Annotated in this window: 18 protein-coding genes and 1 tRNA gene; 15 read left to right on the plus strand and 4 right to left on the minus strand. The window is 70.4% G+C overall.

The window, feature by feature from the left end; all coding sequences use genetic code 11:
• The first annotated feature begins 78 nt into the window (after window positions 1-78).
• The 9 genes from ACIBK3_RS25235 (at window position 79) to ACIBK3_RS25275 (ending at window position 8208) form a co-directional block, all read left to right on the plus strand.
• Window positions 79-2274 (plus strand): cell division protein FtsK, encoded by a 2196-nt coding sequence (locus ACIBK3_RS25235; protein WP_399368993.1) that lies wholly within the window; start codon window positions 79-81, stop codon window positions 2272-2274.
• A gap of 119 nt (window positions 2275-2393) precedes the next feature.
• Entirely contained in the window at window positions 2394-2669 is a 276-nt protein-coding gene (locus ACIBK3_RS25240) for a hypothetical protein (protein ID WP_399368995.1), read from the plus strand.
• Window positions 2666-2860 carry a hypothetical protein gene (locus ACIBK3_RS25245; RefSeq protein WP_399368997.1) on the plus strand — a complete coding sequence of 65 codons (195 nt, stop codon included), beginning with the start codon at window positions 2666-2668 and terminating at the stop codon, window positions 2858-2860. Before ACIBK3_RS25240 ends, ACIBK3_RS25245 begins: the two co-directional genes overlap by 4 nt.
• A gap of 11 nt (window positions 2861-2871) precedes the next feature.
• The gene (locus tag ACIBK3_RS25250) at window positions 2872-3339 is read left to right on the plus strand and encodes a hypothetical protein (RefSeq protein ID WP_399368999.1); all 468 of its coding nucleotides are present in this window, start codon (window positions 2872-2874) and stop codon (window positions 3337-3339) included.
• Window positions 3340-3358: 19 nt separating this feature from the next.
• Window positions 3359-3649 (plus strand): hypothetical protein, encoded by a 291-nt coding sequence (locus ACIBK3_RS25255; protein ID WP_399369000.1) that lies wholly within the window; start codon window positions 3359-3361, stop codon window positions 3647-3649.
• Window positions 3650-3741: 92 nt separating this feature from the next.
• A complete protein-coding gene (locus ACIBK3_RS25260; RefSeq protein WP_399369002.1) occupies window positions 3742-4605 on the plus strand; it encodes a bifunctional DNA primase/polymerase in 864 nt (287 codons plus the stop codon).
• A gap of 2 nt (window positions 4606-4607) precedes the next feature.
• Window positions 4608-6086: an ATP-binding protein gene (locus ACIBK3_RS25265; protein WP_399369004.1), complete on the plus strand. Its 1479-nt coding sequence runs from the start codon at window positions 4608-4610 to the stop codon at window positions 6084-6086.
• A gap of 457 nt (window positions 6087-6543) precedes the next feature.
• Window positions 6544-6732 (plus strand): helix-turn-helix transcriptional regulator, encoded by a 189-nt coding sequence (locus ACIBK3_RS25270; protein ID WP_399369006.1) that lies wholly within the window; start codon window positions 6544-6546, stop codon window positions 6730-6732.
• 60 nt (window positions 6733-6792) lie between these two features.
• A complete protein-coding gene (locus tag ACIBK3_RS25275) occupies window positions 6793-8208 on the plus strand; it encodes a tyrosine-type recombinase/integrase (RefSeq protein WP_399369009.1) in 1416 nt (471 codons plus the stop codon).
• An 800-nt stretch (window positions 8209-9008) separates the two neighbouring features.
• Here ACIBK3_RS25275 and ACIBK3_RS25280 read toward each other — a convergent pair.
• Both ACIBK3_RS25280 and ACIBK3_RS25285 read right to left on the minus strand, forming a co-directional pair.
• A tRNA-Ser gene (locus ACIBK3_RS25280) sits at window positions 9009-9095 on the minus strand.
• Window positions 9096-9156: 61 nt separating this feature from the next.
• Window positions 9157-10668, minus strand: a complete 1512-nt coding sequence (locus tag ACIBK3_RS25285; RefSeq protein WP_399369010.1) for a S1C family serine protease — start codon at window positions 10666-10668, stop codon at window positions 9157-9159.
• A gap of 268 nt (window positions 10669-10936) precedes the next feature.
• Here ACIBK3_RS25285 and ACIBK3_RS25290 point away from each other — a divergent pair, with 268 nt between their 5' ends.
• The 3 genes from ACIBK3_RS25290 (at window position 10937) to ACIBK3_RS25300 (ending at window position 13934) form a co-directional block, all read left to right on the plus strand.
• Complete coding sequence (locus ACIBK3_RS25290; RefSeq protein ID WP_399369012.1) at window positions 10937-11764, plus strand: glycerophosphodiester phosphodiesterase; 828 nt, start codon at window positions 10937-10939, stop codon at window positions 11762-11764.
• 291 nt (window positions 11765-12055) lie between these two features.
• A complete protein-coding gene (locus tag ACIBK3_RS25295; protein ID WP_399369014.1) occupies window positions 12056-12694 on the plus strand; it encodes an ATP-binding protein in 639 nt (212 codons plus the stop codon).
• A 250-nt stretch (window positions 12695-12944) separates the two neighbouring features.
• Complete coding sequence (locus tag ACIBK3_RS25300) at window positions 12945-13934, plus strand: DUF5926 family protein (protein ID WP_399369016.1); 990 nt, start codon at window positions 12945-12947, stop codon at window positions 13932-13934.
• Between the two features lie 234 nt (window positions 13935-14168).
• Here the strand turns inward: ACIBK3_RS25300 and ACIBK3_RS25305 are convergent, their stop codons facing one another.
• Window positions 14169-14882: a hypothetical protein gene (locus tag ACIBK3_RS25305; protein WP_399369018.1), complete on the minus strand. Its 714-nt coding sequence runs from the start codon at window positions 14880-14882 to the stop codon at window positions 14169-14171.
• A 55-nt stretch (window positions 14883-14937) separates the two neighbouring features.
• Window positions 14938-15603: a bifunctional DNA primase/polymerase gene (locus tag ACIBK3_RS25310; RefSeq protein WP_399369020.1), complete on the minus strand. Its 666-nt coding sequence runs from the start codon at window positions 15601-15603 to the stop codon at window positions 14938-14940.
• Window positions 15604-16097: 494 nt separating this feature from the next.
• On the opposite strand from ACIBK3_RS25310, the gene ACIBK3_RS25315 reads away from it, so the two are divergent.
• From ACIBK3_RS25315 to ACIBK3_RS25325, 3 genes are all read left to right on the plus strand, one after another.
• Complete coding sequence (locus tag ACIBK3_RS25315) at window positions 16098-17612, plus strand: PP2C family protein-serine/threonine phosphatase (protein WP_399369022.1); 1515 nt, start codon at window positions 16098-16100, stop codon at window positions 17610-17612.
• A gap of 193 nt (window positions 17613-17805) precedes the next feature.
• Window positions 17806-19305, plus strand: coding sequence for an aminopeptidase P family protein (locus ACIBK3_RS25320; RefSeq protein ID WP_399369024.1), 1500 nt, complete (start codon window positions 17806-17808; stop codon window positions 19303-19305).
• A 104-nt stretch (window positions 19306-19409) separates the two neighbouring features.
• On the plus strand, window positions 19410-20810 hold the full coding sequence (locus ACIBK3_RS25325; protein ID WP_399369026.1) for a PLP-dependent aminotransferase family protein: 1401 nt from the start codon (window positions 19410-19412) through the stop codon (window positions 20808-20810).
• Window positions 20811-20845 lie beyond the last annotated feature (35 nt).

The raw sequence follows: 20845 nt of genomic DNA on the forward strand, positions 1-20845 counted from the left end.
TTCCGTGCAGGGGCCCGGTCACGACCGACCAAAGCAGCGACCGGGCCCCTCATCCCTCATGAGAGAAGGACGAATTCAGTGAAGCACCCCGACGACGACAACGAACTCTTCAACCGACTGGAAGCCGAACTGGCCGCCGACTCCGGCGGAGACGTGGTCGACCTGAACGCCGCCCGGTCGGCCCGTGCCGAGTCGGCCGACCCCGGCGCCCGACCGGACGCCGACCGGTCGGCCGACCCGAGTACGCCGGTGTTGGTCGACTCGCCGACGCTGAAGGCGGCCGGTCCCGGCTACCTCGGTCGGCTCGCCGGAGCCAAGCGCCGGGCGGTCGTCCCGCTGTGGCTGCGGTCGGTCTCCGAGCTGAAGACCGCGTCCGGGTGGGTGGCCCGCCACTACGCCCACACCGCCGGGTATCACGCCCTGCGGGCCCCGGTGTATGCCGCGCGGCTCGCCTTCCAGGCGCCGACCGGCGCCGCGCGGTTCGTGAGCGGCACGATGCGGTGGGTCGCCGACCGCGAGGGCGAACCCGTCCGCCTCGCCGCCGTGCGCCGCGAGGACGCGGCCGAGTACCTGAAGCTCTCTCGCCAGCGCGACGGCCGCGTGCGGCTGCGGACGCTGGTGGCCGTGCTGGCCATGTTCGTGGGTCTCGGGTCGGCGCTGGCCATCTATGTGCTCGCCCCCGACTGGCTGCAAGCCCTGTCGGCCGGCATGGTCGTGCTGGCGCTCGGGTCGGCCGGTCGGAAGGCGGACGCGCCGGTCGTCCACAAGGCGGTGGAACTGCCCGACGCGCCGAAGCTCACCAGTGACATCGTGCTGCGTGCGCTGGGGGCGCTGGGCATTCCGGCGATCAACCAGGCGCAGAGCAGGGGGCGGGACGGGTTCGCGTTCACCGCGCCGATCACCCGGGACGGGCCCGGCTGGCGCGCGGAAGGTGATCTGCCGTACGGGGTGACCGTCACGGACGTGATCGAGCGTCGTGACCGTCTCGCTTCCGGTCTGCGCCGGCCGCTGGGCTGTGTGTGGCCCGAAGCGGTCCCGGATGAGCACACCGGCCGTCTCGTGCTGTGGGTCGGTGACCAGGACCTCAAGAGCGCGCGCAAGCCGCTCTGGCCGCTGCTGAAGTCGGGGACCGTGGACCTGTTCAAGCCCGTCCCCTACGGCACCGACCAGCGCGGACGCTGGGTTGAGGTCACCCTGATGTTCATCGCCGGGGTGATCGGGGCGATCCCGCGTATGGGCAAGACGTTCCTTCTGCGTCTGCTGCTGCTGATCGCCGCGCTCGACCCGCGGGCGGAGATCCACTCCTACGACATGAAGGGCACCGGCGACCTCGACCCGGTCGGGGAGAAGGTCTCCCACCGGCACGGCGTCGGTGAGGAAGACGAGACCCTTCAGTACGCGCTGGCCGACTTCCGTGCCCTGCGCGAGGAACTGCGCCGCCGCACCAAGGTGATCCGCTCCCTGCCCCGGGACATCTGCCCCGAGTCGAAGGTGACCAGCGAACTGGCTTCCAAGCGGTCCCTTGGCCTGCACCCCATCGTGATCGGGGTGGATGAGTGCCAGGTGCTGTTCGAGCACGCCGACTACGGCAAGGAGTTCGAGGAGATCGCCACCGACCTGGTCAAGCGCGGCCCGGCCACCGGAATCGTGCTGCTGCTGGCCACCCAGCGACCCGACGCGAAATCCCTGCCCACCGGGATCAGCGCGAACGCGGGCGCCCGGTGGTGCCTGAAGGTCATGGGCCAGACCGAGAACGACATGGTCCTCGGCACCAGCAGCTACAAGCGCGGGGTGCGGGCAACGATGTTCGCGTGGGGTGACAAGGGCCTGCACTACTTCGTCGGTGAAGGCTCCGACGCCCGGATCGTGTCCAGCACGTTCGTGGACGCTCCCGGCGCCGAAGCCATCGCCGCCCGCGCCCGCACCGTCCGCGAGAAAGCCGGACTCCTGTCCGGCTACGCCCTCGGCGAGGCTGCCGCCACGGTGACCGGGCCGTCCTACGACCTGCTCGCCGACGTGGCGGCGGTCGTCCCGGAGAAGGAAGAGCGGGTGTGGAACGAGCGGATCGCCGCCCGCCTCGCCGAACTCCGCCCGGACGTCTACGGCGGCTGGAAGGGCGAGAACGTCACCAGCGCGCTCAAGCCCCACGGCATCCGCACCCGCGACGTCGCCGGCACGACCGACGACGGAACCCGCACCACCCGCCGCGGCATCACCCGCGCCGACCTCCTCAAGGCGATTGCGGAGCGTAACGAGAAGCCGGGCGCGGCATAGGCCCGACAAGGTGCTACCGGTAGCACCCCCGCTAGCACCTCGTTCGCCCGTTCACCTGTGATCTAGCGGATAGCACCCCACCAGCGAAAACCCCTGGAAACCCGCCCGGAGGGCCCCCGATGACCCCCGTTCTCCTTGCTATCGCCTGCCTGATAGCCGTCACGCTCGGTTACGGCGGACTGTGTGCGGCCTCGCCGTTCGGCAACTGCCGCCGCTGCCGCGGCATGGGCCACGCGCTCAAGACGGACCGCAAAGGACGCATGAAGCGCGGCAAGGACTGCCGCCGCTGCCACGCCACCGGCAAGCGCATCCGCACCGGCCGCTGGCTCTACAACCGCTGGGCCCGCATCTACCGCGCCGGAACCAACACCCCCCGCCCGGAAGGCACCCGATGATCCTCAACATCTCCGCTGTGCTGCTCTTCGGCGCCGCCTCCGCCCTCGCCGTCAAGACGAAGTCCGCCGGAGGCGGCGCGGCCATCGTGCTGTTCCTGTTCGGGTTCTTCGCCGCCGGCACCGGCGCGTACGAGCCCATCCACAACCTCGTGCAGGCTTCCGCCGGCGCCCTCTCCGCCCTCGGCAACTGAGGAGACGCACCGTGAACGAACCCACCGTGTACCGCCGTCCGCCCGGGCCCGAGGTGGCCGCCATGGAAGTCCACCACCCCGCCCCGATCACTCCCACGCACACCACCCCGCTCATGCCCGTACAGCCGGGCAGCATCCCGGCCGTGGCGAGCGTCGTCCTACCGGACGGCCGCGTCGTCACCGGCTACGCCATCAACCCCGTCCAGCCCGAACCCGTCGCGGCCAAGGCGCCCGTCTCCCGCGCGGCGGTCAACGTCGCCCTCGGGGGCGTCGGATTCCTCGCCGTGTGCGGCGGACTGCTGCTGCTCACCTCCTTCATCGCCGCACTGACCGCGTTCGTCACCCAGCTCATCACCCTCGCCGCCGTCATCTTCGGCGGCTGGATCGCCGTGCAGGTGTTCAGCACGCGCGGCCACGGCGCAGGGACCACGGTCAACATCCGGAAGGCCGTCATCAAGCGGAACAAGTTCTACGGCTGACAGAGGGAGAACAACCCCCATGATGCGACTGCGAATTCAGGTCGCCCACTGTCCAGGGCGGGCGGTGGTCCTCACCGACACCCCCCGCCCCGGCTGCCCCGACTGCTGGGGTGACGGCGTCATCGCGACCCACTATGGCGACGAGAACGGCGAGTACCTCGACACCGACGTCGACCCCTGCGGCTGCTGGAACGAGACCCGCCGCTGGGTCCTGCTTCCCCTGCCCCGCCGACCCCGCTGGCTGCGCCGCCGCGACACCTGCCGCGACCCGTGGGGGCCCGGCGGCTACAGCAGCGAACCGCCCTTCTAGCTGCGCCAAGGGCGGCCCCCCTCATCTCGCCAAAGATCACGGGGCCGCCCTTGCCAACCAGTCCTCAACAGACCTGTTGGAGGTCACCAAGCATGACGCAACCCACCGACATCCGGCGAGTACCCGCCCTGCGCACCGCGCTGGCGCTCGCCGAAGCGGGCGTGCCCCCGCTGCCGCTACGGGCGGGGAAGGTGCCGTTCGGCAACTGCCCCTCCTGCAAGGACAGCAGCTGTGGGGACCGGCCCAACATGAAGGCGGCGGGTCCCTGCCGGTGCCCGGCCCCCTGCCACGGATGGGCCGCTGCCACCACCGATCCGGCCGTGCTCTCCTCCCCGGCATGGATGACCGCATGGCGACGGGCCGTCGCCATCGCTTACCACCCCGGCGGCGCCGGTCTGACCGTGGTGGACCTGGACGACGCGGAAGCCATCGCTTGGGCTCGTATCGCCCTGCCTGCCACCCGGACCGTGCCGACGACGCGCGGTGAGCACTGGATCTACCGGGGCGCCATGGCATCCCGCAACGCGGTCCGCCCCGGCGTCGACATCAAGTCGAGCATGGCGTACGCCCGCTACCTCGGGCCTGGCACCGGCCGTTTGGTCGACTTGCCGGACACTGTGCGCGCGATGGCCGTGAAGAAGCTCCCTTCGGCCCGGCAGGCACCGCCCGCCATCATCGTGCCCGCACAGGCAGGGGATGCGGAGTGCCGACACCGGACGCCCGCCTACCTGGACCGTGGCATCGCCATGGCCGTGCAGCGCATCACCGAGGCGCGCAGCGCGGTCCACGCCACCGTCTACCGGACGTTCCTCGCCGTGCTGTCCACGCACGGCCGGTGCGGCTGCCTCACCGACGCCCACGTCACGCGACTGTTCGTCGCCGCGCAGACCAAGGGCGAATCCCCCCGGCACTGCACCGACGCGTGGACCAACGCCCGCGCCACGTTGGGACTGTGACCATGTCCGACGACGACAAGACCCCCGCCCGCGACGTCATCGCCGACTACGCACAAAGCCACTTCCGGTACTTCCGCACCGCCGACGGGACCGTGTACGCGCAGAAGAACGGCCACCCCGTGGCCCGCCCGATCCGCTCACAGGGCACCTCGGGCAGCCACCGGCAGGAACTCATGGTCGGCCTCTTCCGCGACGGACACGGCGTTTTCAACGGCACCGCCCTCAAGGAGGCGCTCGACTTGATCGAAGCACTCGCGCTGAGTCAGGACGTGCAACCCGTGCACATCCGCGTCGCGCCGGGGTTCGACGGTGCGACCTGGCTGGACCTGGGCCGCGACGACGGACAATCGGTCCGCATCCACCCCAGCGGCTGGGACATCCGCACCCCCGACCCGCAGGAAGTCTGCTGGCGGCGTACTCAGCTCACGGGCGAGTTGCCCATGCCGGTCAAGGACACCGACGGCAAGGGCATCGACCTCCTTCTCCGGCTGTGCAACTTCGCCAACGCGGAAACCGAATGCCTGGCCATCGCCTGGCTCATCGGCTGCCTCGGACCGTCCGTGCCCGTCCCCGCCCCTTTCCTCACCGGCCCACAGGGCGCCGGCAAGTCCACCGGCGGGCGGATGCTCGTGCGGGTCATCGAGGGCATGAGCGGTGACCTGCGCCGGGCCCCCAAGGACGAAGAGAACCTGATCGCGGCCGTGGCCGCCGGATGGGTCACCGCCCTGGACAACCTCTCCCACCTCGCCCCGGACCTGTCCGACGCCATGTGCTGCATCGTCACCGGGGCCGAGACCGTCAAACGCGCCCTGTACACCGACGGCGACGTGGTGCGCGCCCGCTACCGCCGCCCCCTGCTCCTGACCGGCATCGACGTGGGTGTCATCCGCCCCGACCTTGCCGAACGGCTTCTGCCGCTGCGCCTGGAACGCCCCCGCACCCGGCGCACCGAAGCGGAACTGTGGGCAGAGTACGCAGAGGTCCTGCCCATCGTCCTCGGGTCCCTGCTCGACCTCACCGTGCAGGTCCGCGCGGCAGAGGCGGACATCCCGACCGACCTCCGTATGGCCGACTTCGCGCACCTGTGCGCGCAGCTCGACACGGCGACCGGTCTCGGAGCGTTGGGCGCCTACCGGGCAACTCTGGACGACCTCAACGACGACGTGATCGAAGGGGACCTGCTGGCGCAGACGGTGCTGAAGTACGCCGCCGACCTCGATGCCGGGGCAGAGGAACGGATGACCTCTGCCGAGTGGCTGCACTGCCTCACGGGCCTCTACAGCGGCGAGGACTGCCGTCCCCTGCCCAAAGGCTGGCCGACCACCGGCAAGGTGCTCTCAGACCGCCTCAAACGCCTTCAGCCCACCCTTGCGGCCCGGGGCGTCCTCATCGACTGGGGTCGCACCAAGACGGCCCGCTTCATCGAAATGACCCGACCCCCGGCCCCTGCGCCCCCGCACGAGCAGGAACCGGCGTTCTGACCGTCGGCACAAGCAAGAGGAGCACCCCGGGCGGGCGTGCTCCTCTTGCTGTTCGGCGGCGGTGCCGCCCTGCGATGGTCGCGCCGCGAAGCGGCTCCTTCTTCACGCCCTGAGCCGCGCACTACAACAGACGCCCACCTCTCCCTTGTCCGAAGAAAAGAGACGCTGCGTCACCTGCGTCACCCACGGACGGAAAACGACCCGTGACCTGCCGATAGAGCGGTGACGCAGGCGGCCCATGCCTGCGTCACCGCGCGTCACCCGCGTCACCCGCGTCACCGGCGTCACCGGCGTCACCCGCGTCACCCAATGACGGAGCCTGCGTCACCGGTGACGCACCCCGAAACTCCCTGCGTCACTCAAACCCGCGGGTCAGCGCCCTGAATGACGCAGATGACGCGGTGACGCAGAAATCCGCACCTCGGACACACGCGAACCCTGAGAAGGAGTACTTGCCTTGGCTGGCACCGAAAAGCTCAAGCTCCGTGAAGTCCTCGAAGAGATCGAGATGAGCCGCGCCGCGTTCTACCGCATGCGCGCCCGGGGCAAGGCCCCGAAGCTCATCAAGCTCCCGAACGGACAACTCCGTTGCCGCCGCAGCGACCTTGACGCGTGGTGGGAGCGCTGCGAGCAGCACACCGCGTAGATCAGACCGCTTCACCGGGGCCCGCGCTGAGCGCGGGCCCCTCGTTCTGTCTGGAGAGACATGCTCACGTACGACGTCGATATCTGGTCCATCCGCAAGCGCGCGGGACGGCCGAAGCCGTGGGAACTGCGGTGGCGGGTCGGCGAGCGTCCGCACTCCCGAAGCTTCAAGCTCAAGCCGCAAGCGGACGGCCGGCGGGCGGAGTTGATGGCTGCCTTGCGGGACCAACAGCAGTTCGATGAGGAAACGGGACTGCCTGCACGTGAGTTGATGGCTCTCACGTCCCCTTCCTGGTTCGAGCACGTGACTACGTACGTGCTCATGAAGTGGCCGCGCGCGGCTGCCAAGCACCGGGCGAGCATCGCGGAGTCGCTCGCCGTCGTGACGCCCGTGCTCGTCACCAGCAGGCGCGGAGCACCCCGCCCTGCGGTACTGCGCACCGCCCTCTATCAGTGGGCGTTCCGCGCCGTTCGCGGCCCCGAAGGGGAATGGGTGCCGCGACACGTCGCCGAGGAACCGCCCGCGGAGATCCGCGCCGCTCTGGACTGGATCTCCGCTCGCTCCATCAAGGTCAAAGACTTGGAGGACCCGGCCCTTCTTCGCCCGGCCTTGGAGGCTCTCTCACTCCGCCTGGACGGAGGAAAAGCCGCCGAGAACACGGCCAGGCGCAAGCGCATGGTGCTGAGTAACGTGCTGCGCTACACAGTCGAGGAGAAGGGGCTACTCGCGTCCAACCCGCTACCTCGCGTGGACTGGACGCCCCCCGAGAGTGACGACGAAATCGACTTCCGCTATGTGCCGGACCCAGCCCTGGCGCGGTCCCTGCTCGGGGCCGTCCGCGACTCCGGGCCGCGCGGTGAGCACCTGCATGCGTTCTTCGGGTGCCTCTACTACGCAGCCATGCGGCCCGGTGAAATCGTCGCACTCACGGAGACGGACTGCACCTTGCCGCCCAACACGCCGGACTCCGTGAAGGAATGGGGCGAACTCCTGCTGGGCGAGAGCCGTCCCGAGGTAGGTGGCGGGTGGACGGACGAGGGCACGTCGTACGAGAAGCGCGGGTTGAAGCGGCGCAAGCGCGGAGCGACTCGAACCGTGCCCATTCCGCCCGTTCTCGTGCATCTGCTCCGAGAGCACATTGCTCGATATGGCACCGCCGACGACGGCCGGCTGTTCCGAGCGGCACGGGGCGGGCGGGTGCCGTCTACGGAGTACTGCGGTGTCTGGGAGCGCGCGCGAAAGGCGGTGCTCTCTCCCAGTGAGGTCAAAACCAAGCTCGCGGAAGTGCCGTACTCCCTACGGCACGCGGGCGTTTCCCTGTGGATCAAGTCGGGCGTGGATCCTGCGGAGGTCGCAGCCCGAGCCGGCCACAGTATTGCCGTGCTGTACCGCTTCTACGCCAAGATTCTAAAGGGCGGTTCGGAGCACTCAAACCGTCTCATCCAGCAAGGCCTTGAGGCTGACGATGAAGGATAGCGGTCAACCCGCCCGCTTCTGCCGCATGCCAACCACCGACAGATGAAGCCCACTTCGTCTACTGTCCTGAACTCGGGGAGGGATCGTATTGGATCAAGGATGGGCAGCCCTATTAGCCGCAATCGTGGGGCTCGTAGGAGCCTTAGGCGGTTCGGCGGCAGGCGGGTACGCAGCGATACGAGGGGCCCGCGAAGGCGCCGAGCGATCAGCCCGGGCCATACAGGAGCAGGCGAGACAGCAGGCCCAGGATCAGTTCGAACACTGGCTGCGCCAGGAGCGACGGACCACCTATATCGACATGCTTCAAGACGCCAACGACGTCCAGAGCAAGCTTGGTGAACTCGTCAGCTGCCGTACAGGGAATGTCGAGAGCTCTGCGGTAGCGGAAGCTATCTCAGGCTTTGATGCTGCACTCCGGCAGCTGGGCCGACGCGGTGCCCCGCTGGCCACAGTGGCGCACCCGGCGGTTTCGACGACCTACCAAAGGGTCCTAAGCCACTGTGATCACGTCTGCAGCACGCTCGAAAGTTTTCGCCTGTCAGGACTTCCGCAGGAGGAGATCTTGGAGTGGCAGGAGGGCTTGACTCTGTTGATCGCAGAACTGATCGCTGCGGTCGCAGTGGACACTCAACTTGGACCGGCAAACAGACGCGGTATGGGCTGACCCTGGCCCACAGATGGCCCATACGCACTGGTCAAAGCTGGGATACGGGCGAGCCAGGGTGAGACAGGCTGCATGCGGAAGGGGTGCCGCTCCGGAGAGTGGCACCCCTTCTGACCTGCAACGCTTACCACCTGCGCGGAGGCGGTGGGATTTGAACCCACGGTGACATCGCTGCCACGACGGTTTTCAAGACCGTTCCCTTCGGCCGCTCGGGCACGCCTCCCCGCGCTGCCGTCACCGGGAGCGCGGGGACAAGAGTAACGGGTGGCGTCGGCGGGTGGTGGTCAGCTGTCGCCGGTGCGGGAGCCGAGGGTGAGTTCGACGGTGTGGGTCTTGCCGCCGCGCTCGTAGGTGATCGTTACCCTGTCGCCGGGCTGGTGGGTCCAGATCTCGCCGATCAGGGTGGGGCCGGAGTCGATGACGTGGTCGTCGAGCTTGGTGATGACGTCGCCGGGCTTGAGGCCGGCCTTGGCGGCGGGGCCGCCCGTCTCGACCGCGTCGGAGCCGCTGGCGCCCTGCTGGGTGATCTGGGCGCCGCCCGTGCCGTCCTCCAGGGAGACGGACGCGCCGATCTTCGCGTAGACCGGCTTGCCGGTCTTGATCAGCTGCTGGGCGACGTACTTGGCCTGGTTGATCGGGATGGCGAAGCCGAGGCCGATCGAGCCGGACTGGCTGGTGCCGCCGCCGCTGGTGGACTGGATCGCGGAGTTGATGCCGATGACGTTGCCCTTCGCGTCCAGCAGCGGGCCGCCGGAGTTGCCCGGGTTGATCGAGGCGTCGGTCTGCAGGGCGCTCATGTACGAGGCATTGGAGCCGGTGCCGTCGCTGGAGGCCACAGGGCGGTCCTTGGCGCTGATGATGCCCGTGGTGACCGTGTTGGACAGGCCGAAGGGGGCGCCGATCGCGATGGTGGAGTCGCCCACCGCGACCTTGTCGGAATCGCCCAGGGTGAGCGGCTTGAGGTCGCCCGGGGCGTTCTTGAGCTTGATGACCGCCACGTCGTAGCCCTGGGCGTGACCGACGACCTCGGCGTTGTACTTCTTGCCGCTGGGGAAGGTCGCCGTGAGCTTGCCGCCGTCGACGGCGTCCGCGACCACGTGGTTGTTGGTGACGATGTGGCCCTCGGTGTCGAAGACGAAGCCGGTGCCGGTGCCGCCCTCACCGCTGTTGCTCTCCGCCTCGATGGTGACGGTGGACGGCAGCGCCTTGGCGGCCACGCCCGCGACCGTTCCCGGGTCGCGCTTGATGGAGCCGCCGCTGTCGGAGGCGGAGACGGTCGTCGAGGAGTTGTTGTCGTTGTCCTTGGCCAGGGTGTAACCGAGACCGCCGCCCAGGCCGCCTGCGGCGAGCGCGGCCACCAGGACCGCGGCGACCAGTCCGCCCCGGCCGCTGCGGGGCTTCGGGGCGGGCTGCTGGTAGGCGGCGCCCCAGTGGGATCCCGCGCCGCCGGCGCCGTCCGCGTACGACGGGGTGGCCGGCGGGGGCGGCGGCCAGCCGCTCTCCGGAGCGGGACCCTGGGGGTGATGTCCCTGGGGGTACTGCCCCTCGGGCCGCCCCTGGGGAGCGCCTCCGGTACTCGCCGAGGCGTAGGCGGGGGCGTGTGTCTGGCCGGCGTGCACCAAGTCCTGCTCCTGGGCGTCGGAGCCCGTCGAGGGCACCGGCGGGACGGGAGTCGTCGGAGCGTCTCCGGTGGGAGCGGGGTGCTCCTGGGGCGCCGAAGCAGCGGGAGCATCGACCGGCACGGGGGGTGCGGACGGTGCCGGGGGTACCGCGGTGCCCTCGTTCTCGGTGCTCACAGCTTGTCTCCTCGATCCACGGCTGTTGTTGTCGGTCGAACTCGGTGCGCTCGTGCACGTTGCTCGACGGTCCGGCGCGGTGCAGCTGTGCATGTCGTATGTGCATGCCTTTTGTATGACGTCAGCTTTTCCCACAGGACGTCAGAGCACCATAAGCGGTGCCTGTGGGTCTGCGGTCATTCTTTATATAGGTCATCCCGGGCAAACAGGATGCAAATCCGGGGACTCCGTTCGTACGAGTACCCGCGCGCGGTGGCACCATGACGCGGTGACCCACGTACGACAGCACCGCATCCAGGTCGTCGCCCACCGCGGAGCCTCCGAAGAGGCACCCGAGCACACGCTGGCCGCGTACAGGAAGGCGATCGAGGACGGTGCCGACGCCCTCGAATGCGATGTACGCCTGACCGCGGACGGTCATCTCGTCTGCGTCCATGACCGTCGCGTCAACCGTACGTCCAACGGCCGCGGAGCGGTCTCCGCACTGGAGCTCGCGGACCTCGCCGCCCTGGACTTCGGCTCGCGCAGAACGCGGGACTTCTGGCGCACACGCGACGAGGAGCCCGACTGGGAGTTCCGCCCCGAGGACCGTGAGGACACCTCGGTACTGACTCTGCAGCGGCTGCTGGAGCTCGTCGCGGACGCCGGGCGGCGGGTGGAGCTGGCGATCGAGACCAAGCACCCCACGCGGTGGGCGGGGCAGGTCGAGGAGCGGCTGATGCACCTGCTGAAGCGCTTCGGGCTCGACGCCCCGGACTCGGCACTGGAGTCGCCGGTCCGGGTCATGAGCTTCTCGGCGCGCTCGCTGCACCGGGTGCGGGCCGCCTCACCGACACTGCCGACGGTCTACCTGATGCAGTTCGTCTCGCCCCGGCTGCGCGACGGACGGCTGCCCGCGGGTGTCCGGATCGCGGGTCCCTCGATCCGCATCGTGCGTAACCACCCCGCTTACATCGAGCGCCTGAAGGCGGTCGGCAACCAGGTGCACGTGTGGACGGTGAACGAGCCGGAGGACGTCGACCTCTGCCTCGGCCTGGGCGTCGACGCCATCATCACCAACCGTCCGGCCGCGGTGCTGCAGCGGCTCGGCCGCTGACTGGCGAAGGCGACCGGCGAAGGCGACCGGCGAAGGCGACCGGCGAAGGCGACCGGCGAAGGCGACTGGCGAAGATGCCTGCCGGAGACGGCTGACGAAGACGGCGGGAGAGGGTCGCGAATGAGGTGAGTGCCAGACATGAGGTGCGGACATGACTGGTAAAGACCTGTGAAGAACCCTTGACCCGTCCGCCCCCCGGACGCCATTCTCCAGCTTCGGCCACCGTCGAAATCCAGCCATATCACTACAGGGAGTGCTCCGGCGCGTTCGGTCGGTATTCGATCGTTGCGAATGCGTCGTCGGACCTGGGTTGGCCGGTTTCCGGTACAGGCCAAAGGGGCATCCACACCGTGGCGTGGGGCAAAGGAGGTCTCGGGGGTGGCGTTGGTGGTGGCACAGGAGGTGCCCACGTCGTCGAGCATGGCCGTACCCCATGGCCCTGCGGGCGTGGGCCAGGCAAGGCACCGTATGCGTACGCAACTGCGCGGGGGCGGTGTATCGGAATCGGTCATCGACGACGCCGTACTGATTCTTTCCGAACTTTTGAGCAATGCGTGCAAGCACGGCCGGCCGCTGGGCGACGCCCTGGCCGGGGACGGCGACGTCCGCGCCACCTGGCGGGTGGACGCGGGCGGCAGGCTCACGGTCGAGGTGACGGACGGCGGCGGGCCCACCCGCCCGTCTCCAGCCACGCCCTCGGTCACCGCACACGGCGGCCGCGGGCTCAACATCATCACGGCACTGGCCGAGGACTGGGGCGTCCGGGACGACGCCCGGGGCGAGGTCACGGTCTGGGTGGTCGTCCACGCCGACGTTCATGACCCGGACGCCGGTCACCGCCGCGACGACTTCGCCACACGCATCACGGCACCGTCGGTACCGGCCCTGCCGGGCCTGGACTTCGCGGACGCGTTCGACGACATGGACTGATTCCACGCCGGCCGACGACTTGGACTGGATCGACGCCAGCGACTGGATCGACGCCAGCGACTGAGCCGAGCGGAGAACCGGACCAACCGGAGGACTTGCCCGCCGGAGGACTTGCCCGACCGGAGCACTCGGACTCCCGTGCCCACAGCGCGGCACACCGGCCCCGTTGTCCACAGGCTCCCATCGGTCAAGTCGTGAACGGCTAGGCTCGCGCCCGTACGAGACGAGCCGTAACCGGGAGACACCCACCATGGCCAAGAAGCGCCCCCAGACGAAGGCCAAGCGGCCGCAGACCACGGACGGGGCCCGCGCCGCAGGCGCTGATGGGCACGTTCCGGTCGTCGGTGCCCGCGAGCCCTGCCCGTGCGGCAGTGGCCGCCGCTACAAGGCCTGTCACGGCCGGGCGGCCGCGCAGGCCGCGACCGAGCTGGTGCACCGCCCCTTCGAGGGACTGCCGGGCGAGTGCGACTGGGTGGCGCTGCGCGAGCTGGTGCCGGCCGCGACGGCCACGCTGACGCTGAAGAGCGGCCTCCCCGAGGGCGTCCCGTCGGTCACGCTGGCCACGGTCCTGCCGATGGCCTGGCCCGCGCTACGCCGCGACGACGGCTCGGTGCTGATCGGCCTGCAGAACGACACGGCGTCCGGCGACATCAGCCGCGACCTCGCCGACACCCTCCAGCGCGCGCTGACCGCGGAGCCCGGCACCCCGGTGCAGGGCCGCCGTGCCCCGGCCGACAGTCCGCGGCTGCAGGATCTGCTCGATCCCGAAGGTGCGTTCGAGCCAGTTGTGCACCCGGGCTTCGAGTTCTGGGTCCCGGACGCGGAGAACGCCACTCCGGAGGTGACCGCCTCCCTGGAGCGGGCCAACGCCGCAGCCATCCCGACGGTGCGGCTGACCGGCGTGGACGCGGCGTACTGGTGCGAGACCCCGGAGAAGAACCACCTGCGCTGGGTCATGCCGCACCCGGAGGAGCAGCTTCTGGACTCTCTCGCGCGGTTGCACGCGGCGGGCCGCTCCAGCCTCGGCGAGGGCACCCGTCTGGTGGGTTCCTTCCGCGCTCACGGGCTCACCGTGCCGGTCTGGGACCTGCCGAGGGGCACCGGGGCGGAAGACATCGAGAAGCCGGCCGCCGAGTTCGCCGAGCGCCTCGCGGACGCTCTGGCCACGGACGCTCCGCTGACCGCCGACGAGCGCCGCGCGCGCGGCGGGCTCACCAACCGGCAGGTCACGCTGAGTTGACGAAGTCCGTGCGGCTGACTGGTCGGTCAGCCGCACGGTTCGGGCGCCCGAGGCTCACAACTCCCGTTCAGGACAAGCCAATTCGTGTCCGAATAGCCGACGACGAGCCGCGATCGAATTTGCGAACCACCGATCTCTTGTTACCGTTCGAGTAGCCCGGTTGCTGGTGCATCCCCCGTCGCCAGCAACCGGGTCTTTCCTTGCGCGGACTTCTTCACGGTATGGAATCGCGCGTCAACTACCCGTAGGCGCCCCGGAGTTGCTCGCTGACCGCAGTAGCAGCGGCCCGCCCCCGCCCCGCGCCGCGAACTCCGTGACCGCCGAGTAGCCGTCCAGGTCGCCCAGGGTGCGCTCGCGCGGTGTCTCGCAGATTCCGGGCTCGTCCTCGGCGGCCACCGCGCAGCGGATCTGCACGGCGCGGCCACCGGGCCCCAGCAGGCTCAGGACGGCGTCCAGCGCGTCGCCGGTCGTGTTGCGGTAGTAGGTACGCGCCCACCTCTCCTCACCCTGGGTCAGCACACATGTCTGCGCCTCGATGCCGTCGGGGGAGGTGAGTTCGGGACCGCAGCGGGCGGCGGTGGCCAGCCCCAGGCCGAGCAGGAACGGCGTCGCGTTCCCCTGCTCCGAGGTGGTTCGCGCGCGGGGGAGGCCGGACTCGGCGGACGGGGCCTTCGCGTCGACGCGGGCGGAAGGGCGTACGGAGGCGCGCGCATCGGTGTCCGCGGACGTGCGTACGGATCCCCGCCCGTCGGCGCCCGCGGACGCGCGTACGGATCGCCGCCCATCGGCGTCCGCAGACGTACGCTCGGAATCAAGCCCATCCGCGTGCACGGAGGTGCGCGTGGGCGGGCGGCCCTCGTCGCCCACCTGGCCCGCGGACGCCACGGCCAGCGGCAGCGCGACCGCGCATGCCGCGACGCCCGCGAGGGCGAGCAGACGAAGGTTCATAGCCGGAAGATAACGAGCGGGAGCGGGCGGCCGGTTCCGTCCGCGCCCGACACCCTTACAACTCGGGTGCGTTCACACCCGTACGAGTGAGAGCCTCGACCACCGCGTCCACCACGGCCTCGACATCCGGCACCCATGGGGCGGCGGAGCCGGGCAGTGGTGCACGTTCCCAGCGGATCTCGCCCTGACCGGTCTCGGACGGGGGCAGGGCGAGGTAGCCGCCCTCGCCGTGGAAGCGGAGGGAGCCGGGGACATGGTCCTTGGCGTACAGCAGTTCGCCCAGTTGTTCCAGGGAGTACGGCTTCACGAGGATCGCCCAGCGGGTGGGCGAGGCGACGACCGGGCCGAGGCGCATGCCGTCGCGGTCGAGCGCGCTGAGCGCACGGGCGGCCGGGAGCGCCGGCAGGCTGACCGCGCAGGGCGCCTTGCCGCCGGTGGCCAGGACGATGGGGGCGGTGGGCCGGTTGGCCCACCACCAGCGCACCATGCGTTCGTCGGTGGTGGCCGCGAGCAGGCCGGGGTCGAAGGGGTGGGCACCTGGCACCGTGCACTCGGGGTCCGGGCACCCGCAGCGGTCGCGACCCTGCGGGTCCGCCGCCACACCCGGGAGTACGGGCCACTGCCATTCCTTGGCGAAGGTCAGGGCCGCGCTGATCAACTCAGGCCTCCCGTCGCTGCGCTGGGACAGGAGCCTGCGTCGCTTTCCGAGGATCTCGCGCATGAGCGCTCGTTCCTTTCCGTTGCACCGCTGGCAACACCGTGGACCACATCACACCATGTGTCGATCACTTCACTGTGCGTACCTGTTGGCGCATCACACCCCTGTCGGAGACAAGGGGAACCCCTATGGGCCGAACGTCGGCTGCGTCCGCGGCAGCCTCGCCCATACCTGCGGTCTATCAAAAGCATGAGCGTGGCGTGGGGGTGGCGAAGTCTGGCGTTTGCCGTCCCGCGTATTTCTCTTCGCCTCCGCCACGGGAGGATGGGGCTCGGTCGTCGGTGGCTAAGACGCCCGGGTCCGTCACCAGGTTCCGGGTGATTGCCAACCACCCCTGGTCTTCTCCGAGTACGTACCCATCACGACCGGTGTGACGCTCTGTGGAACACGCCCAGTCGACCGCAATAAGCCTCTACCTGGGTCAGTTTTAAGCCATCTTTGCCTTTTGGCAAGTGGTGCACCGATGGCTCACGGACACCAGGAATCCCGGCAGGACAATGCTGGACATCCCCTTACGAGTGCGTGTACATGTGGAGACACTGCTAGCGGTGCAGAATGACATGGGGGTTTGCGATGCTTTTGAGCAATACGCACCGGTCAGAAAGCCGGACACCATGAACGCCCCCCACCCCCCGAAAGTGGCTGGAATCGATTCAACGGTTCCCTCGCCCGCACACACTGTCGCGCCCGCGCCTGCCGCCTCGGGTACCTCTTCGGTGCTCTCCCCCAACGCCCCGGGCGCCCTGCTCACCGACCGTCTCGCCGGCTGGGTCTCCGACCTCACGACCCTGCACGAGCTCACCGAACGGCTGGTGCGCACGGACGCGATCGCCGACGCTCTCCAGGAAGTACTGCGCGCCGGAGCCGCCCTGGTGGGCGCCCGCCGTGGACTCGTGGTGCTGGAGCCGGCCGACGGGCTCGGCCCCGACACCACCATCGGCCTGGGTCTCGGCCGCGCCGACCTCGGCCACATCGAGACCGTGCCGCGCAGCTCCCTGGCGTACGGCCGCATCCTCGACGGACTGCCGGGCGGCGACGGCGAGATCGCCCAGCCCGACCTGTTCGCGGACGACGGACTCGACCCCCGCCACCGCGAGGTGGCCGCCCGCCTCGGCTACGCCGCGAGCTACGCGCTCCCCCTGACCGCCGACCCCGCCACCGGCCGTCTCGGGGCCGCCGTATGGCTCTACGACGAGCCCGCCGAGCCGTCCGAGCGCCGGCGCCACCTCGTCGGCCTGTACGCCCGGTACGCGGGCGAGCACCTGGCCCGGCTGGTCGAGGTGGAGCGCACGCGCGCGTGCCTGGCGACGATCTCCGAGGAACTGCTGCCGTCCCGGCTCCCGCGCGTCGCCGGAGTACGGCTCGCCGCCCGCCACCGCACCGGCCCGCGCGGCGGCGGCGACTGGTACGACGCGTTGCCGCTGCCGGACGCCGCGCTCGGGCTGGCCGTCGGCTCGGTGACGGGCTCCGGGGCCAGCGCGATCGCCGCGATGGGACGTCTGAGGGCCTCCCTGCGGGCGTACGCCGTGATGGAGGGCGAGGACCCCGTCGCCGTCCTGTCCGACCTGGAGCTGCTGCTCCGGCTCACCGAGCCCGCCCGCTCGGCCACCGCCCTGTTCGCCTACTGCGAGCCCGCGCTGCGCAAGATCACCCTGGCCGGTGCCGGGCACTGCCCGCCGCTGCTGGTCGGGCAGCGGCGCACCGAGTTCGTGGAGACGTCCGTGTCGGCGCCCCTGGGAATGCTCGCCTGCTGGGAGGCGCCGAGCGTGGAGTTCCAGGCGGCGGCCGGAGAGACGGTTCTGCTGTACACCGACGGGCTGCTGCACCGCACCGGCGACCCCACCGACCGTGCCTTCGCGCGGCTGCACGCGGCGGCGGCCGGGGTACCGAGGGACCTGCGGCACGACCCGGCCGCGATCGCCGACCACGTCCTGCGGACCGTGCTGCCGGGCGGGCGGGACGAGGCGGACAGCGAAGAGGACGTGGTGTTGCTCGCCGCTCACTTCGAGTAGCCGACGTCGGGCAACCGTCTGCGGGTTGCCGACGTCGGGCAACCGTCTGCGGGTTGCCGACGTCGGGCAGCCGCCTTACGTCGCCGTCCTTGAGCAGCCGTCTTCGAGCAGCCGCCGGTAACAGGTCCTACGGCCCCGGGCCCCCTTCCGTACGACCGTACGATGGATGAGGTCCAGTGCCATATCTAGGAGGATGACCGTGGCCGACGAGCTCACCCCGGCAGTATCTGATCGTGCTGCTGACGCAGCGGGCCCGGAAGAGTCGGAAGAGCCGGAAGAGCCCATCAAGCAGCGCAAGAACGGCCTGTACCCGGGTGTGTCCGACGAGCTGGCCGAGAACATGAAGTCCGGCTGGGCCGACACGGAGCTGCGCGGCCTGGAGCCGATCGCCCAGGCCGCCGAGACCGCCGCGCGGCGCGCCGCGCTGTCGGCGCGTTTCCCCGGTGAGCGTCTGGTCATCCCCGCGGGCAACCTGAAGACCCGCTCGAACGACACCGACTACCCCTTCCGGGCGTCGGTCGAGTACGCGTACCTCACCGGCAACCAGACCGAGGACGGCGTCCTCGTCCTGGAGCCCGTCGCCGACGGCCACCGGGCGACGATCTACCTCCTGCCCCGCTCCGACCGCGAGAACGGCGAGTTCTGGCTCTCCGGCCAGGGCGAGCTGTGGGTCGGCCGCCGCCACTCCCTCACCGAGGCGGAGCAGCTGTACGGCATCCCCGTCTCCGACGTGCGCGAGCTCGCGGACGCGCTGCGCGGGGCCACCGGTCCGGTGCGGGTGGTGCGCGGCTACGACGCCGGCATCGAGGCCGCGCTGACCGACAAGGTCACTGCCGAGCGCGACGAGGAGCTGCGGGTCTTCCTCTCCGAGGCGCGACTGGTCAAGGACGAGTTCGAGATCGGCGAGCTGCAGAAGGCGGTCGACTCGACCGTGCGTGGCTTCGAGGACGTCGTACGCGTGCTGGACAAGGCCGAGGCCACCTCCGAGCGGTACATCGAGGGCACGTTCTTCCTCCGCGCGCGCGTGGAGGGCAACGACGTCGGCTACGGCTCCATCTGCGCGGCCGGACCGCACGCCTGCACGCTGCACTGGGTGCGCAACGACGGGCCGGTGCGCTCCGGTGATCTGCTGCTGCTCGACGCCGGCGTGGAGACGCACACCTACTACACCGCCGACGTCACGCGCACGCTGCCGGTCAGCGGGCGGTTCAGCGAGATCCAGAAGAAGATCTACGACGCCGTCCACGAGGCCCAGGAGGCCGGCATCGCGGCGGTGCGGCCGGGAGCGAAGTACCGGGACTTCCATGACGCGGCCCAGCGCGTGCTGACCGAGCGGCTGGTGGCGTGGGGGCTGGTCGAGGGGCCGGTGGAGCGGGTGCTGGAGCTGGGGCTGCAGCGGCGGTGGACGCTGCACGGGACGGGGCACATGCTCGGCATGGACGTGCATGACTGCGCTGCCGCGCGGACCGAGTCGTACGTCGAGGGGGTGCTGGAGCCGGGGATGGTGCTGACCGTCGAGCCCGGGTTGTACTTCCAGGCCGACGATCTGACCGTGCCGGAGGAGTACCGGGGTATCGGTGTGCGGATCGAGGACGACATTCTGGTGACGGAGGACGGCAACCGGAACCTGTCTTCCGGGTTGCCGCGGCGTTCCGACGAGGTCGAGGCGTGGATGGCGGCTCTCAAGGGCTGAGTTCCGGCTGCGGGCAGGTCGTGGCCGGTCGCGCCCACGCGGCGCACCGCGCTGAGCTGCGCTGCGCGAGGATCTTCGCGATCCCCGACATCCCGGAGCCTGATATGTCACAGCCTCACGCCCCTGACGGCGTTGGTGTGGACCTGCACATAGAAGCGGACCCTGGCGAAGGGCGTCGCGCCGGGCTCGAGCGTGCCCTGCGCGACGCGGTCCGGGACGGACGGCTGGCGCCCGGGGCGCGGTTGCCTGCCACTCGGCGGCTCGCGGAGGAGTTGGGGGTCTCGCGCGGGACCGTCAAGGCGGCGTACGACCAGCTTGTCGCCGAGGGGTATCTCACGGCTCGGCAGGGCGCCGGGACCCGGGTCGCCCCGCTGCCTCCGGTCGCGGCCGAGCCGCCGGAGGCCACCGCCCGCGCGCGGGTGCCGCGTTTCGATCTGCGGCCGGGGAGTCCGGACGTGGGGACGTTTCCCGCCGCCGCCTGGCTGCGCGCGCTGCGGCGTGCCCTCGCCACGGCGCCCACGCGGGCGTACGACTACGGCGATCCGCGCGGGCGGATCGAGCTGCGGACCGCGCTGTCGGGGTATCTCGGGCGGGCTCGCGGGGTCGTCGCGCCGCCGGAACGGATCGTGGTCACCTCCGGGTACGTGCAGGGGCTGTCGCTGCTCACGCGGGTGCTGGAGGGCGGCACGGTGGCCATGGAGGATCCCGGGCTGCCCTTCCACCGGGAGGTGGTCCGGCGCGGGGGCGGGCGGGTCGTGCCGGTGCGGGTGGACGAACGGGGGGCGTGCGTCGAGGACTTGGAGGACATCGGGGGCACGGCCGCCGTGGTCGTCACGCCCGCGCATCAGTATCCGACCGGCGTGACCTTGCACCCGGAGCGGCGGCGGGCGCTCACCGACTGGGCACGCGCGCGTGGGGCGTTGATCGTCGAGGACGACTACGACGGGGAGTTCCGTTACGACCGGCAGCCCGTCGGCGCGCTGCAGGGGATGGCGCCGGGGCACGTGGCGTATCTGGGCACCGCCTCCAAGACACTGGGGCCCGCGCTGCGGCTCGGCTGGACGGTGCTGCCGCCGCACCTGGTCGACGCGGTGGCGGAAGCCAAGCTGCACAGCGACCACCACACCGAGTCCATCGGCCAGTTGGCGCTGGCCGAGCTGATCGACAGCCATGCGTACGACCGTCATGTGCGCGCCTGCCGGCTGCGGTACCGGCGGCGCAGGGACCAGCTCCTGGAACGCCTGGGGGCGCGTCGGCGCGTACGCGGGATCGCGGCCGGGCTGCACGCGCTCGTGGAGGTGGACGACGAGGCGGCGGTGCTGGAGCGGGCGGCGGCTCAGGGGCTCGCGGTGGGGCACCTCGGGGAGCACTGGCACGCGCCGGGCGCCGAGGGGCGGCCGCAGGGGCTGGTCGTGGGCTACGGGACGCCCCGGGAGCGGGTGTACCCGGAGGCCTTGGAGGTACTTGGGAAGGTTCTGGAATTGGGCCACGGACAGAGGCACTGATTGGGTCTGCGGACTGACCCACCGTGTTCCTAGGG

Source organism: Streptomyces sp. NPDC050287, assembly GCF_044459385.1.
Taxonomy (GTDB): Bacteria; Actinomycetota; Actinomycetes; order Streptomycetales; family Streptomycetaceae; genus Streptomyces.